The 20,840-nt window shown below is 39.3% G+C and carries 17 protein-coding genes; 9 read left to right on the top strand and 8 right to left on the bottom strand.

The genetic code is table 11. The features are described from left to right. The first annotated feature begins 3 nt into the window (after positions 1-3). The 6 genes from CH361_RS05970 to CH361_RS05995 all read left to right on the top strand — a co-directional run bounded on the left by CH361_RS05970 (position 4) and on the right by CH361_RS05995 (position 8,234). Positions 4-2,130, top strand: coding sequence for a toprim domain-containing protein (locus CH361_RS05970; RefSeq protein ID WP_100789898.1), 2,127 nt, complete (start codon positions 4-6; stop codon positions 2,128-2,130). Positions 2,131-2,273: 143 nt separating this feature from the next. Next, positions 2,274-4,169 carry a serine hydrolase domain-containing protein gene (locus CH361_RS05975; RefSeq protein WP_100789899.1) on the top strand — a complete coding sequence of 632 codons (1,896 nt, stop codon included), beginning with the start codon at positions 2,274-2,276 and terminating at the stop codon, positions 4,167-4,169. A 225-nt stretch (positions 4,170-4,394) separates the two neighbouring features. Next, a complete protein-coding gene (locus CH361_RS05980) occupies positions 4,395-4,898 on the top strand; it encodes a DUF3015 domain-containing protein (RefSeq protein ID WP_100789900.1) in 504 nt (167 codons plus the stop codon). A gap of 16 nt (positions 4,899-4,914) precedes the next feature. Beyond that, complete coding sequence (locus CH361_RS05985; RefSeq protein ID WP_100789901.1) at positions 4,915-5,400, top strand: DUF3015 family protein; 486 nt, start codon at positions 4,915-4,917, stop codon at positions 5,398-5,400. A 43-nt stretch (positions 5,401-5,443) separates the two neighbouring features. Further along, entirely contained in the window at positions 5,444-7,429 is a 1,986-nt protein-coding gene (locus CH361_RS05990; RefSeq protein WP_100790044.1) for an Lnb N-terminal periplasmic domain-containing protein, read from the top strand. Further along, entirely contained in the window at positions 7,392-8,234 is an 843-nt protein-coding gene (locus CH361_RS05995; protein WP_100789902.1) for an alpha/beta hydrolase, read from the top strand. Before CH361_RS05990 ends, CH361_RS05995 begins: the two co-directional genes overlap by 38 nt. Here the strand turns inward: CH361_RS05995 and CH361_RS06000 are convergent. Genes CH361_RS06000 through CH361_RS06015 form a run of 4 tightly spaced genes read right to left on the bottom strand, consistent with a single transcriptional unit; the run spans position 8,211 to position 11,269 of the window. After that, positions 8,211-8,729, bottom strand: coding sequence for a hypothetical protein (locus tag CH361_RS06000; protein WP_100789903.1), 519 nt, complete (start codon positions 8,727-8,729; stop codon positions 8,211-8,213). The genes CH361_RS05995 and CH361_RS06000 overlap by 24 nt on opposite strands. Before the next feature lie 5 nt (positions 8,730-8,734). After that, positions 8,735-10,069: a DUF445 family protein gene (locus CH361_RS06005; protein ID WP_100789904.1), complete on the bottom strand. Its 1,335-nt coding sequence runs from the start codon at positions 10,067-10,069 to the stop codon at positions 8,735-8,737. Position 10,070: 1 nt separating this feature from the next. Then, entirely contained in the window at positions 10,071-10,844 is a 774-nt protein-coding gene (locus tag CH361_RS06010) for an SDR family NAD(P)-dependent oxidoreductase (protein ID WP_100789905.1), read from the bottom strand. Next, the gene (locus tag CH361_RS06015) at positions 10,841-11,269 is read right to left on the bottom strand and encodes a GNAT family N-acetyltransferase (RefSeq protein WP_100789906.1); all 429 of its coding nucleotides are present in this window, start codon (positions 11,267-11,269) and stop codon (positions 10,841-10,843) included. The genes CH361_RS06010 and CH361_RS06015 overlap by 4 nt, the downstream gene beginning before the upstream one ends. Before the next feature lie 50 nt (positions 11,270-11,319). On the opposite strand from CH361_RS06015, the gene CH361_RS06020 reads away from it, so the two are divergent. Next, positions 11,320-12,237, top strand: coding sequence for a tetratricopeptide repeat protein (locus tag CH361_RS06020; RefSeq protein WP_100789907.1), 918 nt, complete (start codon positions 11,320-11,322; stop codon positions 12,235-12,237). An 11-nt stretch (positions 12,238-12,248) separates the two neighbouring features. Then, positions 12,249-13,169: a DNA-processing protein DprA gene (locus CH361_RS06025; protein WP_100789908.1), complete on the top strand. Its 921-nt coding sequence runs from the start codon at positions 12,249-12,251 to the stop codon at positions 13,167-13,169. Here CH361_RS06025 and CH361_RS06030 read toward each other — a convergent pair. Further along, on the bottom strand, positions 13,159-14,193 hold the full coding sequence (locus CH361_RS06030) for a calcium/sodium antiporter (protein ID WP_100789909.1): 1,035 nt from the start codon (positions 14,191-14,193) through the stop codon (positions 13,159-13,161). The two genes, CH361_RS06025 and CH361_RS06030, sit on opposite strands and share 11 nt — an antisense overlap. Between CH361_RS06030 and CH361_RS06035 the strand changes: the two genes are divergently transcribed. Further along, positions 14,192-14,833 (top strand): hypothetical protein, encoded by a 642-nt coding sequence (locus CH361_RS06035; protein ID WP_100789910.1) that lies wholly within the window; start codon positions 14,192-14,194, stop codon positions 14,831-14,833. The genes CH361_RS06030 and CH361_RS06035 overlap by 2 nt on opposite strands. 60 nt (positions 14,834-14,893) lie before the next feature. On the opposite strand, the gene CH361_RS06040 is transcribed toward CH361_RS06035, so the two are convergent. From CH361_RS06040 to CH361_RS06050, 3 genes are read right to left on the bottom strand one after another with little or no spacing between them, the layout of a single operon-like run. Next, positions 14,894-17,158 (bottom strand): arginine/lysine/ornithine decarboxylase, encoded by a 2,265-nt coding sequence (locus CH361_RS06040; RefSeq protein WP_100790045.1) that lies wholly within the window; start codon positions 17,156-17,158, stop codon positions 14,894-14,896. A 48-nt stretch (positions 17,159-17,206) separates the two neighbouring features. Further along, the gene (locus CH361_RS06045; protein WP_100789911.1) at positions 17,207-19,525 is read right to left on the bottom strand and encodes a hypothetical protein; all 2,319 of its coding nucleotides are present in this window, start codon (positions 19,523-19,525) and stop codon (positions 17,207-17,209) included. Next, positions 19,522-20,796 (bottom strand): valine--pyruvate transaminase, encoded by a 1,275-nt coding sequence (locus CH361_RS06050; RefSeq protein ID WP_100789912.1) that lies wholly within the window; start codon positions 20,794-20,796, stop codon positions 19,522-19,524. The genes CH361_RS06045 and CH361_RS06050 overlap by 4 nt, the downstream gene beginning before the upstream one ends. Between the last annotated feature and the right edge of the window lie 44 nt (positions 20,797-20,840).

A 20,840-nucleotide genomic window follows, 5' to 3' on the forward strand; every position in this document is an offset into this window, starting at 1 on the left:
GTTATGGCTCAAAAAACTGAAAAAACCTCAGGAAATTCGCGAAATTTTAAGAAATTATCTCACGTAGAACACGTTCGGATGCGGACAGGGATGTGGCTTGGCCAGAATTCATTATCTACATTTGAGCAACATTTTTTTACTAAGAACAATGCAGGGACGTATGAAGTGTCCCACGAAGAACTCTCTGACATTCCGGCTAAAATTAAATGTTTAGATGAAGCTTGTATGAACTGTGTGGATGAGTATCGTAAAAACTTAAACGACAAATCCATTCCAGAAAAAGACAAAATGAATAAACTCATCATTCAATTGTCTACGGATCGCAAACGAGTGACCATCCAAGACAATGGTCGTGGAATTCCTGCAGACAATGCGGAAGGGGTTTACCTCCATTTGATGTATGGAGAAAACTTTGATGATATTGCAAAAGAAGATCATGTTGCCGGACAAAACGGTGTGGGGATCTCTCTTGTAAGAATGGTATCTTCTTTTTTCAGAGTGAAAACCATCAATGGTGGAAAAGCATATAAGAAGATGTTTAGCATTCATGATGATGCTAAAAAAGTCATTCGTAGTTTCAAACTTCCTAAAGAAGACATGGAAAGAGTGTTTTTGTATTTTGATGAACACGGAACTTTTGCAGATTGTCCTCTTCTTTCCGCAGACCAAATCAAACAACTCAAAGCGCCTTGTGACAAAACAGGGATGACTGCTGTTGTTGAAACTGCTAAAAAAGAAGACCATGGAACTACTGTAGAGTTTGAATTAAACCCTGCTTATTTTAATAATCTAGATACTACTTTTAACATTAATTTGGTGAAGCAGTATCTCCAAGACATCGCCATGTCGAACCCAGGACTCGAAGTTGTATTCATTCACAAAACTGGAAAAGAGAAGTATAAGTTCAAAAAGGGTTTTGATGAGATTTTTAGTAACTCGGAGATGGTTTACTATAAATTAGATTATGCAGACAAAACTTCTGCTTCTCAAATCCATATGGAAACTTATGTGGTTTTGGGCCAAAACAAAAACCTAACATGGGTAAACTCGATTTTTTGCCCACAAGGCGGATCTGCCATTGAGTATTTGGAAAACAGGCTTTGTGATGAGGTTCGTAAAAAATCTCAAATTGTCAGTTTAGAAAAGAAACTGAATACACAATGTACACGGAATGATGTGAGAAGTTGTTTTCACATGTATGTGAACCTTCGCATTCTCAATCCACGTTTTAAATCCCAAGATAAGTCCTATCTCATCAATGATTTGAATGAGGACATCCGAAAGTCTGTGGACAAACACCTGGACAAACTTTTGAAAAAAACGGGCCTCATTGAAGAAATTAAGATGGTGATGGAACGTAGAACCCAGATGAAACAGCTCGAGGACGCTCAGAAAGGCCTCCGTAAGGCGTCTCGGAACAATATCCCTAAGCTAATGCCTCCGACAGGCAAACCAAACGATCCTGGCCGAATTCTATTTGTGGCGGAAGGGGACTCGGCGATTGCGGGTTTGCGTCCTGCCAGAAATCCAAAACTCCACGGCCTTTTCCCTCTTCGGGGAAAACCACTGAACTGTAAAGGTATGTCTCTTGCTAAGGCAATGCAAAATGAAGAGATGAAAAACATTGTTGCCATTGTGGGCCTTCCTCTCGACCAAAAGGTGAAGTCTATTGATGAATTGCATTACGATCGAATTAGTATCATTACTGATGCGGATTTTGATGGGTATGCAATTCGTTCCCTGATGTTATCTTTTTTCTATGAATATTGGCCGGAACTTTTTGAGTTAGGATTTATCAATATTTCAGCTGCCCCTCTTTATGAGGTAGATGTGAAATGGAAAGATGCAAAAAAAGAAACTGTATTCTGTATTGATGACTCCGACTATGATAAGTTAGTTGCGAAAGTGAACAAACAAGGTGCGGAAATCACTCGTAAAAAACGAAACAAGGGACTTGGAGAAACGGGTAAAGAAGCCATGAAGTATGCAGTCGATCATTGTATGACTACGATTACTGTAGGAAACAAAAAAACTGCTAAAAATACCCAAGACCTTTGGTTCCACAAAGATTATGCAGAAAAACGCCGCGAAGCGATTTCTGAATACTCAATGAGTGTCATCGAAGACTAAATTCGTTCTAAAATTCATACGGTGTTAGATGCTGTATGTTACTGATTCTCCTTTGAATAGCGATCACTCCTCATTCCGTAGGTTTGAGGAGTTTGTTGTTTTATGGGCTTTACGGTAATCTATGATTTTATTTTTTGAGGGGGATGAAACCTAGATCTCCCAAAAAAACTAAGTCTTCAAATCAGCCCAAAACTAAGGTAAAGGAAGAATCCCTACTTCCCTTCCAACCCTTACCTTTACTTTTCCCCATCCCTCCACTCTCCAATCGCAAACGGAAATCTTTGTTTCTTTTTTTAAACATTCTGATCTTACTACAATGTTCTTCGATTCAGCAAAAAGACAAAGAGGTCTATCACAATCATTTTGAAAATACAGAAAAGGAAGTTCATTCCAAGTTAGAGGAACTACAAAAATCAGGAATCAAATCATTGTCATATATGTATTTGTTAGGTGATGGAAAGATTCATGTTGGAAATCTGGGAGAAACAGATAAAAATAAGATCCAAAGATTTAAAATAGGAAGTATTACTAAATTATTTACAGGGATTTCTCTTTTACAACTCCAAGACCAAGGGAAATTAAAATTAGATGATCCTGTTTCCAAATACCTTCCCGAAATCGCTGAAATGCAAACTAGGGAAACAAATTTATCAGAAATTAGCATCCGTGACATACTCACTCACCAGTCAGGCCTTCCTTCTGATTTTGCCTCTGGTTTTTTTCTTTCGCCCGAAGTTACAGACAAAGAAATTTTAGATTCATTTCATTCTCTTTCGAAACAATTATCTCGGACCGAAAGAAATCCTCCACGCAAAGTCCATTCCTATTCTAATTTTGGATTTGGACTTTTAGGAATAGTCATCGAAAGGGCTTCTGGTTTTGGAATCGATGAATACTTTCAGAAGGAAATTTTTGCAAAAGCAGGAATGAAACATTCCACCTTGTTAGAGTTAAAGGAAGGTTCGGAGTTAGTATCTGGATATTCGGGTTTGTTTTGGAAAACAAAAACCAAGAGACAGATCATTCGAGATCTGACAGCAGGATCACTCTCTACCACAGGGGAGGATATGGGTTTGTTTATGAAGGCTCTTTTCCAAAGTAAAAAAGGTGAGGGCCTACTTTCGAAATCTAGTTTTGTAGAATTCCATCACATTCAAAAAGGTCCAAGTTCTAATTTCCAAATGAAAATGGGGCTTCCTCTGATCCTCCAGGAAAAAGTAGTGGAAGGAAAATCCATTTGGATTGCTGGACATTCCGGATCATTACCACCTTATTTTGCGGATTTGGTTTACGACCCAGAAACGGAAACTGCTAGCTTTATTGCAGGAAACACTGCAGGTTTTGCAACGGCAAACATCCAACCAACAAACCAAACGATTATGGATATTATTTATGAATATAAAACCGGAGGTTCGCTCGAGTCTCCCCCTCTCGTAGAACGAAAAGAACAAAACCAGTTGGACGGTTATTACGGAATGTATGCATCACCTTATGGCGTTCATGAGGTGAAAAATGGAAAACCTCCGCAAGTGGATATAATGGGGATTAACTTTGATTTGGTGGAAAAGGAAAACCGTTTTGGAACCAACTTGTATTTGTTTTTCGGCCTCATTCCGATTAAAGACAAAACGATCGATAGTTTTCGTTTGGAGTTTGAACCTTGGGAAGAAAACAAAGTTTTTACTTTGTACTCTTCGAGTCTAACAAAGGGAAGTATTGGTTTTGCTTTCAGGTTTGAACCAGACCACAAACTTCCAGACTCCTCTTACTTCACCACCTACCAAACTAAGGATCCTGTTTCCATCATTCCCCGTCTGGAATTAAAAAAAGATAAACGTGGTTTCTTATTGGTGACAATTCACTACTCGTTGGGTGGTTTAGGGTATTCCTCCACCTTACCTTGCCAGATGGAATCTGCCACAAACCTTCGAATTTTGGGATATGGGCGAAATTTAGCAGAAAAAATAGAACTAAAGAAAGTCGATGGGAAACCCAGATTGCTTTATTCGGGAATCGAATTTTCGACAGAACCAATCTAAAAGATCAAATTCTGAATTCCATTCAGAGAATTTGTTTCATCAAATTGAAACAAAAGCAGGGGTTATACGGCCCATGGTTCCTTTACTCTGATTCTAAGTCTTTTTTGTCGCTTTAACATTTAGGAAAGAAATTCTAATTCTAGTCAAAAAAGTTTTTGACGAATCGTAAAGATCGAATAGTCTTCGTCGGAATTTGATTCGAAAGTTTCAAAAGGAGAATTCGAAATGGGAAAAAGAATTACCTCAATCCTATTTTTGTCTGCTGCTGTTGTAGCTGTCACTATGACATCTACTGCTGTAGAAGCAAAAAAGTATGGTATGGCTGGTTGCGGTTTGGGGTCATTGATCATCACGACCAATGACAAAACTCAGATTTTTGCTGCAACTTCAAACGGTATCTATTACAACCAAACTTTCGGTATTACATCTGGAACATCCAATTGTACTGCTGACGGCGTTGTAAAACAAGACAAAGTTCAAGAGTTGTTCATCACTATGAACTACGATTCTTTAGGCCAAGAAATGGCTTCTGGAAAAGGTGAAAAATTAGAATCTCTTGGAAACCTTCTTGGTTGTTCTAGCGATTCTATTTCAAGATTTGGCCAAGTAACGAAAGAAAACTACGCTAAACTCATCACTGAAGACTCAACACCTGCAAGTGTACTTTCAGCTGTTAAATCTGAAGTAAAAAGCGATAAAATCCTCGCTAAGTCTTGTTCACAAATCTAAGGAGATATGAAATAAAATGAAAAAGTTAACACTCATCTCCACAATCGGAATCTCTATGATTCTTCTTGCTTCACAAATGTCTGCTGCACCTAAATACGGTATGGCTGGATGTGGTCTTGGAACTCTTGTATTACCTGGTGGTAACCAAGTTCTTGCGGCTACAACTAACGGAACTGCGGGAAGCCAAACTTTCGGTATCACTACAGGAACATCTAACTGTACAGCTGACGGTGTTGCTCAAAAAGAACATGCACGTGAAATTTACGTTCACATGAACTTTGATAGCTTAGAACAAGAAATGGCAGCTGGTAAAGGTGAAAAACTTTCTAACCTAGCGACTCTTTTCGAATGTAAATCTGGTGTTCGTTTCAATGAAGTTGTGAAAGAAAACTACTCTAGAATCTTCACTGAAGAATCTAAAGCAAACCCTAGTTTAATGTTGTCTAATCTTCATGAAACTTTGGAAAAAGACCAAACAGTAAAAAATTACTGCAAAATCTAATCCTTTATAAAAAATCAGAGTATTCAATCATTTGGATACTCTGGTGTTTCCTCTGTACCTACTAACCCTTTTCATCATCATCTTTACTTCTTCGCTTGGGGCTATAGAACCTCTTGGCAATGCAGATATTCTCGAACTTGATTTTCGCACCTCTCGAATACAAGGGGAGAACATTCCCAAGTCTCCGAAAGCACAACAATACCTTCAGGAACTTGTTAATGAAGCGAAGGAAAAACATTTATCAGAAGATAGGCATTGGTATCGACTCATGCGTTTTAAAAAAACACGATGGGGGTTTTGGGAAAGTGAGGTGGATAACAAACGTTATTTTCTTTCCGAATCAGGGAAATATAATCCTGAAAAAGAACTCATTGCAACTCTCCATAGTTTTTTTACCGATGAACCTATTTTAGATGGTTTATTACACCCACAATGTTCTTATCCAGAAAGATACCATTGGCTGAAAGAAAAGTTGAATTTTGATTCTGGGCGTTTAGCTGAAGTTAAGTGTCCTCGGTTTGAGGTTTGGAAGGATTCATTAAATCCTGATTCTTTATCTGTCATTTTTTCTTCTTATTATATGCAAGCACCAGCCTCTATGTTTGGTCATACTTTGATCAAACTCAATAATAAGGTAAATGAAAACGCGGAACTTTTGGACTATGGTGTGAACTATGCAGCGACTCCTGGGGAAATGAATGCGTTTTCCTATTCTTACAAGGGTTTGACGGGAGGATATCCTGGATCTTTTGCTATTTTTCCTTACTATTTGAAAGTCAATGAATACAATGATATGGAAAGCCGCGACATTTGGGAATACAAACTCAAATTAAAACCAGAAGAAAGAGAAAGGTTTTTACGCCACCTATGGGAGATGGGAAGAGCTGACTTTGATTATTATTTTATCAATGAGAACTGTTCTTATCATTTGATGGAAATTTTAGAAGTAGCAATGCCTGAATTAAATATCAGTAATAAACCTGGTTGGATTGTTGCTCCAAGTGATACAATTAAAATTTATTTAGCTGAGGATGGACTTGTAGTTTCCCAGAAATATCGTCCTTCACTTTATTCTAAAATTAAATATAAACTCTATGATATGACGGAAGAGGAACGAACAACATACTTTGATATGATCCGTTTTGAAAATGCGTTTCTTCCTGAACCAAAAGAAACTCTTCGGTTATCTTTGATCACAGATGCTGTTTTGGATACTTATCGTTATCGTTATGCAACAAAGAATGAAGTTCCGAAAAAACATAAAGAATACTATGATAAGTTGCTCGTTTTTCGGAGTAAACAAAGTGATGAATACAATATAAACGAACAAATCCCCTTGTCTACACCGCCCGAGGCTTCCCATCCTCTTAGTCGGGTAGCCACATCATTTGGAGCTTCTTCGCTCGGGAATTTTGCAGAGTTTCAGTATAGAATTGCCTATCATGATTTGTTGAATGTCAGTAAAGGACATGCTCCCAATTCTGAATTGGCTTTTTTTGATACAACGATAAGAGCTTATGAAAACAAAAAGCCGGAACTAACTTCGATGAGTGTTATCAAGGTAACATCGATTAATCCTTTTAATTCTATTTCTAAAGATTTTTCTTATATGTTAGATACTGGGGTACAAACGGCCGTTTATCGAAATAATGATGAAACCTTACGAAAACAAGTGGGTAATTTTGATTTGCGAATGGGATATTCATTTTCAAACGAATTTGGAAAAAACCCGATGAGTTTAGGAGTGTTAACTGTTCTTGGTGGGGTTAAGGCTCAAAATGGTAGGATGTTTGAAAATAATGTTCGTTATGGCGTTAATTTCAGTTTGCTCTATCAAAAGGAGTTGGGTAATTGGAAAGTTTATACAGGGGCCACTGCTCAAAATTATCAACTCAGTCAGAACTTAAATACTTATTATGCTACATTTAAAATTAGATACGCCTTTTCAAATACACATGAATTGCGCGTAGAAGTAAACGGAGAAAGGTTTTATGAAGAAGCTCTTATATCTTATCATTATTTGTTTTAATTTTCTTTTTTTAAACTGTTCTTCGTTATACTACCATCCAACGAAAGAAACATATTTTACGCCAAAACAGATGGGATTTTCTTACACCCCTGTTTCCATTACGACAAAAGATGGATTGAAACTCAATGTATGGAAAATCTATTCTCAAAAGTTTGAAAAACCCAAAGCGGTAATTTTACAATTTCATGGGAATGGTCAAAACATGAGTTCTCATTTTATATCTCTAGTTTGGCTTGTGAATCATGGTTATGAACTGATTGTTTTTGATTACCGAGGGTATGGTGAATCAGAAGGAGAGCCGGATCCAGAGGATATTTTAGAAGATAGTAAACTTGTATTAGACTTCGCACTAAAGGAAACCAAAGAAAAAGAATCAAAACTCATTGTTTATGGACAAAGTCTGGGTGGTGCTGTTGCTATGCGAGCTGTTGCCGATTGGGAAGAGAAAAAGGAAATTGTGTTATTCTGCATCGATGGTTCTTTCCCTTCCTACAGAGAAGTTGCCAAACAAACAATGAATCATGTTTTGTTTCCGCCGATAGGAAACTTGTTTTCTTGGCTTTTCCATGACCATACAAGTCCTCGTGATTCGATTGCAAATTTATCTCCCATTCCGATCCTCATCATTCATGGTACAGAAGATACGGTTGTATTTTTTGAGAATGGAAAACAGATTTTTGGTTTGGCTGGAGAACCGAAGGTTTTTTGGGAAATTCGTGGAGGAGGGCATGTTGACTGGATGAATTTGGGTCAGTCAAAGTTTGCCAAAGATTTTTTAGTTTTACTCAATCGGCATTTGTACTGATTCAAACGGGCGTTCTACGAACAAGGGAACGGATAGAATTTCGCCCAAAGTAAATTCTTTATCGGTTTCGCGGAAGGTCATTTCGCTTCTGCTGAATCTGGTTTCACTGAAGATTTTAAATTCTATGTATTTTTCCTCCCCTTTTTTGATTTGAAATACTTTGGTAACATCCTGTTTTCCAATTACATCCAATCTATATGTACCTTCTTGTAATCTAAGATAACCTAACGAAGCGTTTTCCAATTGTATTTTGTAAATGGGTATTGGTTGGATTTGGGAAGAAAATTTCCCAGGATAACGAGATAAAATACAATCATAGTCCCAAAGAGCAAGGGAAACTTGTTCTGGACGGATCAAATACAAAAGTCCTGTTTCTGATTCAGGGGGAATAAGTCTAACAAAACCATTTTTTTTAGCACATTGTGATGTGGATAAAATCAATGTCGAAAAAAAAATGAGAAATGTGACTCTCCCGAAATTGTTTTTTAAATTCATTATTTTTACGATCCCTCTACTACAATCCGTTTTTGGTTTCTATAGTGAGCAATATAGGTAATGAGAACAAGAGCTCCCACAGGCACGGAAAAATAAATATGAACTTGGATAAGTCCTGCAATCATTCCTAAAATTCCACCTAAGAACTGTATTACGACTAGATTTCCGCCTGTATTATCCAAAATCATTTTTTCTAAATCATCGGTGTCAAGGGCCATCACTCGTTCTTCTACCAGAGCTGTAACATTAATATTGTGAACAAATTTTTCAATATTGGTTTTGAGATAAACTTTCCCTTCTTCACTATTCATAAATTCGAGAAGGCGTTTTTTTACCCAATCTACCGCACGAAAGAAATTCTTTTCGATTTCTTCCCAGTTGTTGGGGTCGTCCAAATAAGATTGTAACCTTTCAATCCCGGAAGGTAAAAGGTTTTGTCTTGCATAGTCTCCACTAGCATCTAACCAATTGGAAATTTTTCCTGTTATGAATTCTTGAGTTTCTTTAGAGTTTAGTCGTTCTTGGAGACCACCCATCATTTCATCCATCATCTTCATAAATTGGTCTGAGGTTTCTGGATCTTTGACAAAACGTTCTAAAAGTTCACGGATAGCATCTTCATTAAAAGAAAAAATCTTTTTCACTCCGATCCCAATTTTGCCAAGAGTACTTCTTGTTTTTAAATATTCCTCTAAACCTTCGTTGAGTAAGTTTGCGAGTTTAGGCATTTCTTCTAAAAGCACCACTCGGAGTTGTTTTCCCAGTTCCTCGCGATTGGTTTCTTCTGTTAGATAATACGTTAGGCGTTCCTTTGTATAATCCCAAAGTTTTTGAACTTCCTCGGGTCGTTCCGCCATCTTTTTCATAGTCTCTTCCGAAAAATCAAAGATGACTTCTAAAATTTCAGGTCCTCTTTCCTTTAACATAGAAATGATTTTTGTCACAAGCACCGTACGAATTTCATCGTTATGGATGGCTTCATCGATTTCTTTGACAATTTTTTGGATTCCTGTTTCGACAAGATTACGTTCGTAGATGTAGGTTAAAATAATGTCAGGATGTAATAAATTACTTTGGATACTTTCCCCAAGAGATTTTGCAATTTTTGATTTGTTTTTGGGAACAAGGCCGGACCAGCCGAGCACCTTACCATGTTTAGGTTGAAATAACATTTTGATTGCTAGGAAATTGGTGAAATATCCAACCATTCCAGCCATAAGGATCACAAAAACCGCATTAACCCAAACATTACCTTCGTAGTATAATTGGAAACCTCCACCAATGATGGAAAAAATAATAAGTAGTCTACGATACCAGGCGTCTAATTTAGCAACGTCCATCCTAATCCTCTTCTAGTTTTAAGTATTTCCCACTTAACTTTCGTAAAAAACCTCGTGGGATCAGTTCGGAAACAGTAACGGCACCTTGGTTGAATGAACCTGTGATACATACTGCTTGATTATAACGAAGGGCATCTAATGATTCCTCAACAACAACATCGGCATCTTGCCACATAAAAGATGGATATTTGGATTTGTTAATTCCTGCCCTTTGGTGGAAGTCAGAATGGGTGAGTCCAGGGCAAAGTGCCTGTACATAAATTCCATGAAGTTTCGCTTCTTCATGGATGGACTCTGTGAATGATTTTACGAATGCTTTGGTGGCAGCATAGATGGCACTGCCTGGTGCTGGCAAATAACCCGCGATAGACGCTACGTTAATCAAATAACCTTTTTTATTTTTTTTGAACCTATTGAGGGCAACGTGGCTTAAATGAACCAAAGTTTTGATATTTAGATTTACTTCATCGAGTTCTTTATCAAGAGGTAACGCGGCAAACTCTCCTACAGTTCCGAACCCAGCATTATTCACAACAAGTTCCGCATCCTTATCTTTTGAAATAATTTCTGCAAGTTCTTCTACATCTTTCTTTTTGGTAAGATCAAGTGCAAAATATTTTAAGATACCGCGAGATTTTGGTTCTAATTCTAAAATTACTTTTTTTAAATCGGATTCCGTACGGGAAATTAAAAAGACATTATAATCTTTGGCAAGGGCTCGAACAAATTCTTTTCCAATTCCTTGGGATGCGCCTGTAACATATGCATTTTTCATTCGTCGGGATTCCTTTTCATCAGGACAGCGGTAGATCCATCCGGATAGTATTTTTTACGTCTCTCTAATTCTATAAATCCAACGGACTCGTAAAGTCGAATGGCCGCCGTATTTGATTCTTTCACTTCCAAAAAGAATTCTTTTTTTGGAAATTCTTGGAAAAGTGCAAACACTAGCTCTTTTGCTAAACCTAACTTTCGATAGTTGGGGAGTGTTGCAATCCGGAAGATTTCAATCTCCCAAGGAGTTTCACAAACAAGAGCATAACTCTTTGTTTCCTGGTCTCCCATACCAAAAGCCACATGGAATTCTAGATGGGTTTGGATCATTTTATCTGTCCATTCCTCTCCAGGAAAACATAAGGATTCCCACTGGAGGATGAGGGGAAGATCTGATTCACTCAACCTTCGAAAACTATGAGACATAATCACATTTTTTTCTTTTCATCCAAAAGAAAGAAACTAAAATCGAACCGATGGGCACAAAAAACAGCAGGTTTTCTTTGGTTTCCTTGCCACTTGGTTTTCTAATTTTCCTGCTAGGCTTTAGTTTGATTGGTTGTGACTATCTCAAGTCACTGACCGAATCCAAATACCGCAAACGCATTGGGGGAGAACTCCCCTCTGAGAAAGACATTGTGAATTGGAAAGAAAAATTGGCTTTGGAAGGGGCTGAAATTGAAGAGATGGACAAACGGATCCGAAAAATGGTTCAGAAGTCCAACCAATCGGCAGCACTTTCTTGGAAAATTGCCCGGGCTTATATGAGAGCTGGTTCTTCTGATTTGGGCGCACGTTATTATGAAGAAGCCATTACGGAAAGTCTTCCCAACGCCAAACAAGGTGGATTTGAAATTCATTCTTACGAATCAGCTTTGCCTTTTTTTGAAAAAGCCATTCAGTCAGGGAAGTTAGACAAACAGTTGTTATATGAAACGGCAGTTGCCTATGCCAATGCATCGAAAGATATGGGTTGGGAACCCGTTCGTCGAACTCGAGCCATTGGTTTATTCAAACAACTTTCCAAATTGGACAAAGAAGATTCTCGATTTCCTTTTCAGTTGGCTCTCATTTATTTTGATTCATCTCTAAAGGATGAGGCGTGGAATGGAAAACTTGGAAGTGGGTATGATGAAGTGGAAACAGCCTTCTCCCTTCTGGATCAAATCTTACGGAAAGAACCATACAACGTTCCCGCTCGTTTCGCTAAGGCAAATTTTTTATACCAAATAGGTAAATCGAATTTAGCCTATGATGAATACACTCGGATCAAATCGATTTTAGAAGAGATGAAAGAAAAAGGAAACATCCGCGAACCCTTAGATGAAAACTCATCTTATCGTAATGTCATCAAAAACTTAAATCAATTAGGGGCCCAAAATAAGCCAAACTGACCTCACTAGTTGTGGTCGTTTCAATTTTAGGGCATCCGCGAATTTCTAGTTTTCTACGTAAAACAAGGGTTTGGCGTAAATTTTCAAACTTCCTAGATTTATATCATTCCCTTCCCAGTTATTTCGAAGAGGAATTTTGGAATGATTGTTTGCAGGAATGTATATCTTGGGAAGAACGTAAAGACCCTCAATGGAAGCTCGTCCATTTTTATGATCCAGAATTTCCTAAAAATTTGAAAGAGATTTATGATCCTCCTTTGGTCATTGTTTGTTTAGGGAATCTTAGTTTATTACAATCTCAATTAGTTGCCATCGTTGGCACAAGAAAGTCATCCCCTGTTTCCCTTGTTGCGACAAAAGAGTTGGTGAGGTTACTATCAACAAACAAAAATTTGGCGGTTGTTTCGGGTATGGCTCTTGGAATTGATCGTAAGGCATTCCTATCGGCATTAGAATTTGGTGTTCCCGTGGTAGGAGTTCTTGGAACCACTCTTGGGATAGAATATCCTCCTGGAAATCGTGATTTATACAAACGAATCAAAGAAGATCCGAACCAACTCCTCCTTTCTGAATTTCTTTTAAAAACAGAACCCGCTAAATGGACATTCCCCAAACGCAATCGTGTGATCTCTGGTCTTGTCGAGAGGGTGTACATTATGGAGTCGGGGAGAAAGTCGGGAACCATTTCGACTGCTTACAGTGCCATGGAACAAAATCGTGAGATTTATGTATTTGATCATCCCAAACAATTTGATAATGAAGGTGGGCGGTTCTTGCTACGCCAGGGTGCCGTTCCCTTGTTTTATACACAAGAGATCAAAAAAGAGAAAGTCGATTCTGAAATTATGAGTTATGAAGAATGGAAAGAAAAACGAACCATCCCTTCTGCAATGGGAAGAGATGGTGGGTTGGGTTTCAATTTTACCCTTTAAAAACAAAGCCAGCAACAGTTGCTAGGACGTAAATAAAAAGTAAAAATAAACCAAACGGTCGTTTGATTTTGTCTTTAGAAAAAACAATTCCTAGTCGGAAGAGGATGAGAACAATTAACATCGACGGAAAGTAAAATGTAAAAAAACTAACCGGAGCTTCTAACCCACCGCGAGTAACGGCCGCTGCAGCACCTGATACAAAAAGCACATTTAGAATATCGGCTCCAATGATATTTCCCACAGCAAGTTCCGAGTGGCCTCGTCTAGAGGCTTGGATGGCAGTTACTAGTTCCGGTAAAGAAGTTCCAAAAGCAACAAGCGTCGCACCAATAATAGAATCAGGAATTGATAGTCTAACTGCCGTTTCTTGCACAGAAGGGATCAGGACTTTAGACGATAAGATGACCAAAGTAATGGCAGCAACGAGTTTTAAGAAAAGAATCCAAAAAGGCGATTCATCGAATTCTGTTGTGGCTTCGATACCGGCTTCTACTTCTCCGGGTTTGGAACGAGACCAACGAATGCTAAAATAAATATAGACTGCGAGGAGTAATAAAAATACAAATCCTGTGCCTTGCTCAATTCGCCCGCCTGTGGAAAAAGCAGATGTTAGGTTGGACCAGGGGAGGGCTGCAAACACAAGTAAAAATCCAGAAAGAACTTGGATCCACCCTTGGCGGTTGACAAGTCGTTTGTCGATGTCAGGTGGAGAAATGAGGATGGCAATTCCCAAAATGAGACCCGTGTCACAGATAATCGAACCCACAGCATTTCCTAATGCGATCCCTGGATTTCCATCAAGGGCGGAAAGAACCGATACGGAAACTTCGGGAAGGGTTGTGCCTAAACTCACAATGGTTGCCCCAATGATCATTTTGGGAACTCCCCAACGGGTAGAGAGTGAAACTGCCTCGTCGACTAGAACATCAGCGGCTTTTCCCAAAACTAGGATGGAACCGATGATGATAAGCAAAAGAACTGGCAAAGGAAGGGTTTGAAAAGTTGCAGTCAGAAATGCATCCATGGATAAAGGTCAGAATATGGAAAACTTCATCCGGCTGCGACTCTTTCTTTGGGTAGGAACCCTCGGATTTTTTTCTCCGATCCTCGCAGAACCACGCCTTCCGAAAGAGCCAACTCTTCCCTCTATCCCTTTGGAAGAATCAAAAGAACCAAGGAACGCTCGAGGTGACAAAGAATCTACCGATCCCAAGGTTCTCAACTTAACTCTTTGTGATGGACGGACAGTTCGTGGCGAATCATCTAGCGGTAGTCAGTCGATGTCTTTTGAGCACTCTAAGGATGGAATTCTCTATAAAAAAAAGTTATCAACTAGCGAACTAGATTCGATACGGATTGATTCCTGGGAACTGAAACAAAAACGAGAAGAAAAAAAAGGAATCACCTATGAAGTGGTGCCAAAAAAAATCCGAATCCGCACCCGCAATGGAGAAGTCTTTTATAAAGAAACAGGGGTTTCTGATTTAAAACTTTTGAATGTAGAAATCAAAAATAATAATGGAGACACCACTCTCTTTTCCTATTGGGTGGATTTAAAGTATCCGGATGGAAAATGGTATTCCGGTTTACCATCGTTGAAACACGAGCAAGGAACGAGAGAAGACTGCCTGAAAGATGTGATTCGTATGATCGAGTGGGAATGAAGAGACTTTACCAATACCAGGTTCGTAACCTGATATTGGTTTTTCTAAAATCTTTTCTTTTTATTCCGATACACAATCAACAAAGTAAGTTACGTGTCCTGATTCTGATTTTTCTTCCACAAGGCCGTGGATGTCGGTTTCAAAACCTGGGAACTTCGAATTAAACTCACGAGCAAATTGCAAATACCGAATGATGGTCATGTTAAACTTTTCTCCTGGAATCAGAAGTGGAATTCCGGGAGGATATGGTGTTAACAATACAGAGGTGATCCTTCCTTCTAACTCATCAATTGGAACTCTTTCGATGTCTCTATGTGCCATTTTAGAAAAAGCTTCCGAAGGTTTCATGGCAGGGATCATGGGACTCAAATACATCTCCGTTGTTAGGTGAGAGATATTGTTCGCCCTATATACTTCATGCATGGATTGGCAAAGATCTCGTAACCCAATTCGATCATACTTGGGATAAGTAGTCGTAAATTTGGGCATCACACGCCAGAGGGGTTGGTTGGAATCATAATCATCTTTAAACTGTTGTAATTCGGTCACCATGGTGTTCCAGCGACCTTTGGTGATTCCAATCGTAAACATGATAAAGAAACTATAAAGTCCCGTTTTTTCAACGATGATTCCATGTTCTGCTAAGTATTTGGTGAGGATAAGAGCAGGGATTCCCCAATCAGCAAATTCCCCTTCCACACTCATACCAGGAGTGATGACAGTTGCTTTGATGGGATCAAGCATGTTGAAGCCTTCTGCAATGTCACCAAACCCATGCCAACGATCATTGGCTTTGAGAATCCATTCGTCTCTTTCTCCGGCACCTTCATCAACTAGAGCTTCTGGGCCCCAAACGCTGAACCACCAATCTTCTTCGAGTTCTAAATCCACTTTGCGCATGGCACGACGAAAATCGAGTGCTTCCTCAATGGACTCTTCTACAAGGGCATTCCCTCCAGGTGCTTCCATCATCGCAGCTGCCACATCACAAGAAGCAATGATGGCATACTGTGGACTTGTACTTGTATGCATTAAAAATGCTTCATTGAATAAGTTTCTGTCTAAGGTTTCTTTTTCGCTGTTTTGTACAAGGATCTGGCTTGCTTGTGAGAGTCCTGCTAGAAGTTTATGTGTGGACTGAGTGGAAAAGATCATACTTTCTTTCGGACGAGGCCTATCAGATCCGATGGCATGCATTCCTTTGTAAAATCTATGAAAAGATGCGTGCGGGAGCCATGCTTCATCAAAATGTAAGGTTGAAATTTTGCCATCTAACTCTGATTTGATGTCTTCCACATTATAAAGAATTCCATCATAAGTACTTTGGGTTATGGTAAGAATTCTTGGATTCCCTTTTACATCTTTGGCAAATGGATGTTCTGCAATTTTTTTCTGAATGTTTTCCCATTTAAATTCGGATTTGGGAATAGGGCCAATGATTCCAAAATGGTTCCTTGTTGGCATAAGAAATACAGGAATGGCTCCTGTCATAGTAATCGCATGGAGAATACTTTTATGGCAGTTACGATCGACAATCACAACGTCTCCTGGTGCTACCGTACTATGCCAAACAATTTTATTGGAAGTGGATGTTCCATTGGTAACAAAATACAAACTATCACATTGAAAGATCCGTGCTGCGTTTCTTTCACTGGCAGAAATGGGACCTGTATGATCCAGAAGTTGTCCTAGTTCATCCACTGCATTACAAACGTCAGCTCGTAACATGTTCTCGCCAAAAAATTGGTGGAACATTTGGCCTACGGGACTTTTTAAAAACGCAACACCACCGGAGTGACCAGGACAGTGCCAGCTATAACTTCCGTCATGCGCGTACTGTGTGAGTGCCCGAAAAAATGGTGGAGGCAAACTATCTAAGTAGGACTTAACTTCTCTGTGAATGGCACGGGCCATAAACTCTGGAGTGTCTTCAAACATATGAATGAAGCCGTGGAGTTCTTTTAAGATACTATTAGGAATGTGGCGACTGGTTCTTGTTTCACCATAAAGAAACAACGGTATGTCGGCGTTTCTATGGCGAACTTGCGTCACAAAATCTTTGAGTTGGCGAAGCGCATCAGGAACTTCGCCTTCTGTTTCGGGAGTGAACTCTTCGTCGTCAATGGAAAGAATGAATCCACAAGCCCGACTTTGTTGTTGTACAAAACTGGTTAAATCTCCGTAACTGGTAACTCCCAGCACTTCAATCCCTTCACCTTCTAGGGCCTTTGCAATAGCTCGAATGCCAAGACCACTGGCATTTTCGGAACGAAAATCTTCATCAATGATGATGATAGGAAATTGTACGATACCGTTTTGATACATCAACTCCATAGGAGGAGCGACCCCTAGGGAATCAAATGATTTTAGTATTTAAACTCGTTTTTTCGGAAGGTATTTATAATACTCCATCTCTACCGTGTTGATGAGGTAGGTGTAGTATTTAACCAATTTTTTATCGAACTTCTTTTTGTTCATTTCCTCCCTGTAGTGGTCTGCAAGTTGGCCACGGAAGAGGGCAGACTTCATATCGTTGCGGTTGATGAGAATGGTACTCGGAAGATCCCGAATTGCCACTTCGTCAGGAATGAGGATGGTTGATACGGATTGCAGAACTGCGTATTCCACGGTAGAGGCTACTTTATCATCATCCTTTTCTTTGCCGAGAGTCATGTTATTACGTTTGATATTGTCTAAATTTTCGTAGATACGGGATCGGAGTGACTTCGGATCCAAAACTTTGTCTGTGATTTTATTAAAACGTTTTGGAAATACGAAATTATCTGCGGCTTTATAGATATGAGAAAGTTTCTCTTCTTTTTTACTCGTTTCTGCTTCATCTTCGAAAGAAGTGGAAGCACCAGAACTGTAGGTTGGTTTTCCCCAATCACCGACTCCAGAAAACTTTCCCGAATTTTTGATGTCTTCTCGAATCTCTTCGGTTGTTTTTTCGCGGAAGTAGATTGCTGCCATAAAACCAAGTACCACCGAAAAAGGGACACCAAAGAAGATTGGCATCGCGGAACGAAGGTAATAAGCTCCAGTGATGAATATCAGCGTACTCACTACAAAAGTTAAAATTCCTGGAACTACATTGAATCTAGACCGAATTTCATTGGAACGTTCTTTTTCCAATTCTTCCACTTCCATGTTTTTAACATCTGCATTGAGTTTGGCAATTAACTCGGGTTTGAGTTTATTGTTGAGTTCCGGATGTTTTGGATTGGATAGTTTATGATTGATGATTTTAGCATAACCCAATTGTTTTTTGTATTCCGGGTTGGTTCTGCCTTCAAACGCTAGTTTGTGGATGACCGCAGCCATATAACCATGATCCACTACATAATACACGGATCTCCCGTCGGGGAGTTTTTCTTCGTAATAGGAATGATCAGAGAAGACATCATCTTTCAGGCGTTTGATGTATTCGTTTGCTTTTTCTTCTGAGGTGATTCCTGCCTTTGCCACTTCTTCTTCAAAGTTGATCCTAAGAAGAGTGTTGTGATTTTTTGTATGTTCTGGAATCCTTGAGATGACTGCATTTTTAACTGTTCCGTAAATACTATCGTCTTTACGGGTGAGAACGGAACCTTTCTCTTCCGAAAGTCTTTTTAAAATTTTTACACTGAGTTCAATTGTTTCTTTGATAGAAAGAGATTTGTTTCCTTTTTCTGGGGGATAAGGAAAGTTCTCAATAATAGAGACAAACTTTTTTACTTCTTCTTCTGGATTCATTTTGGAATCTAAAGAAGAAAATTTTGGTTTGGATATATAATCACTAAAAGTGGCAAGGAAAGACTCATACTTTGCATCTTTGGCAAGTTTGGTGAGTTGATCTTTTGTAAAATGTTCTAACCCGTTCATTTGAGCTAGGATTTGGTTCACAACTTCTGGTAATCTTTTGAAACTTCCATCGGGTAAGATGTTTAGTTCATCAATGACAATATGGTAATCAGAAAGAATAGAAAGTGCAAGGTTTTGTTCTCTAGCAAAAACAGTGAAGTCTTGGAGAAAGTCTGGCATAGGGATGTATGGTAGACTTCCAAATCCTTTTCTTACAAGAGAAGAAATCTCTGCTTCCAGGGATCCAAGTTTGGGATACAACCAAGTGTTTCCTTCTTTATTCTTTTGTAATAGTAAGGTTCCTGGATTGTCCTCATCCCAACTTCTTCCTTTTTTGGCACGGTTCTCAAGGAGGACTTTGATGAGTTCTTGTGAGAACCGAAAACAAGCTTGCCTATATGGTTGGGTATCCGTCTTATTCTCGTTTTGTGGTGCGACGAGAGCAATTTTAGAAGAGATTTTACTACCTGTGCGGATGAGATAAGGATAGGCGTAAGCGGCTCTATTTTGGCCACGGTGGTCAATGTCTAAAATTTGCCGAAGGGCATGGTAGATGGCATTTTCCGAACGACCCTGTGCACCGAGATTGGTGTATTTACCCAAGGCTTCTGGAAGTTTGTCCACAGTCATGAGGTAAGATGCATGTTTTTCTTTGCTGCCGTGTTTTTCTACACGTTTGTGCCAGTCTTTGAGTTCATCCAAGATACAACGTGCAGTGGGTGTGAGGCTTCCTACCGAATCCGACAAAAAAATATAAGACTGCGCGGATGGTCTATCGTTAGAACTTTCCTCTTTCGATGAGGGGTTGTCTAGGACTGTGTCTGATAGATCAATACTGTCTTCGCTCATTGGGATTTCGCCTGGTGAGAGGCCACAATTTCCGCAAGGATATGGGCTCCCCTGGCTAATTCTTCTTCCTTACGACAATATGTCAAACGTATGCAATCTTTGGTATGGGAAAAATCAGAGTTTAATCCCGGAAAGAAATAATGTCCTGAAACAATAAAGAGCCGTTTATCTTTACAAAGGTGATAGAGTTTGTGGTTGGATACAGATAGGGATGGAAACCGGATCCAAAGGAAAAAGCCACCCATCGGGTCATGAATTTCATAGTCGATACCATGTTTTTTGAATTCAGATTCAAAAATAGAAATGGCTAGTTCTCTTTTTTTGTCATAAAACGGACGTAAGATGTTTTTTGATAAGTGTGGTAGGATATTCTTTTGAAAGAGGATTTCCATCATATAAACGCCGAGGTTCCCCACTGCAAGATTGCCTACAGCAGCATAAGAAGAAAGGATTTCGATTGTTTCTGGATTTGAGATGATGATCCCTAATCGTACACCCGGTAGACCAATTTTAGAAAAACTTAAAGAGAGAGTTCTTCCTTCATTGTAATTGATAGGATCTTCTGACCCAATTAAGTTGGGGAAAGGGTTTCCATAGGCTAAGTCAATGAGGAGGGGAATGGATTTTTTTTTGGTCCTTTCTTCCATCCAATCAATGTCTGCATTGGATAAAACATTACCTGTGGGATTCGTTGGACGAGAGAGGGCAACAGAACCAACCTCAGATAGGTCGAAATCTGTTTTGTTTAAAGCATAACGAAATCGATGGTTTCCCGTTTTGATGACTTCTGGATTTTTTGCTAAAAAAGCATTCTCTTCAATGGACTGGTCCGCATAACCAATGTATTCCGGAACGATAGGAAGAAGGATTTTTTTGAAACTCCCATCTTTCATATATCCTGAATGGATATTGAGTAAATAGGAATAAGCATTTTGGCTGCCATTAAAAAAAGCAATTTGATCTTTCGTGAGATTGGAACCAAAATGCGGAGATAGATATTCAGCAGCGAGGGAACGAAAACGATCATTTCCAATAGGAGCTTGGTAGTCACCGAGAAGAGAACGTAAAGACGGATCTTCTCCGAGGATGCGAAAACATTCGGCAAAAATTTCTTCCACTTCCGGGATATGGGCAGGATTTCCACCTCCGAGAAGGATTTCGTCTGGATGGCCTGTCACCTGGCCTAGATCCTCCATCAGGGACCGGATTCCTTGGTTTTGGCGGAGGCGAGTGGCCCAAAGGGAAGTGGATGAGTCCGTCATGGGGGTCATATTCAGGAGACTTTCCCGTTCCAGAACCCTTTTTCTAAAGGATT

The organism is Leptospira brenneri (genome assembly GCF_002812125.1).
In the GTDB taxonomy this organism is placed as follows: domain Bacteria; phylum Spirochaetota; class Leptospiria; order Leptospirales; family Leptospiraceae; genus Leptospira_A; species Leptospira_A brenneri.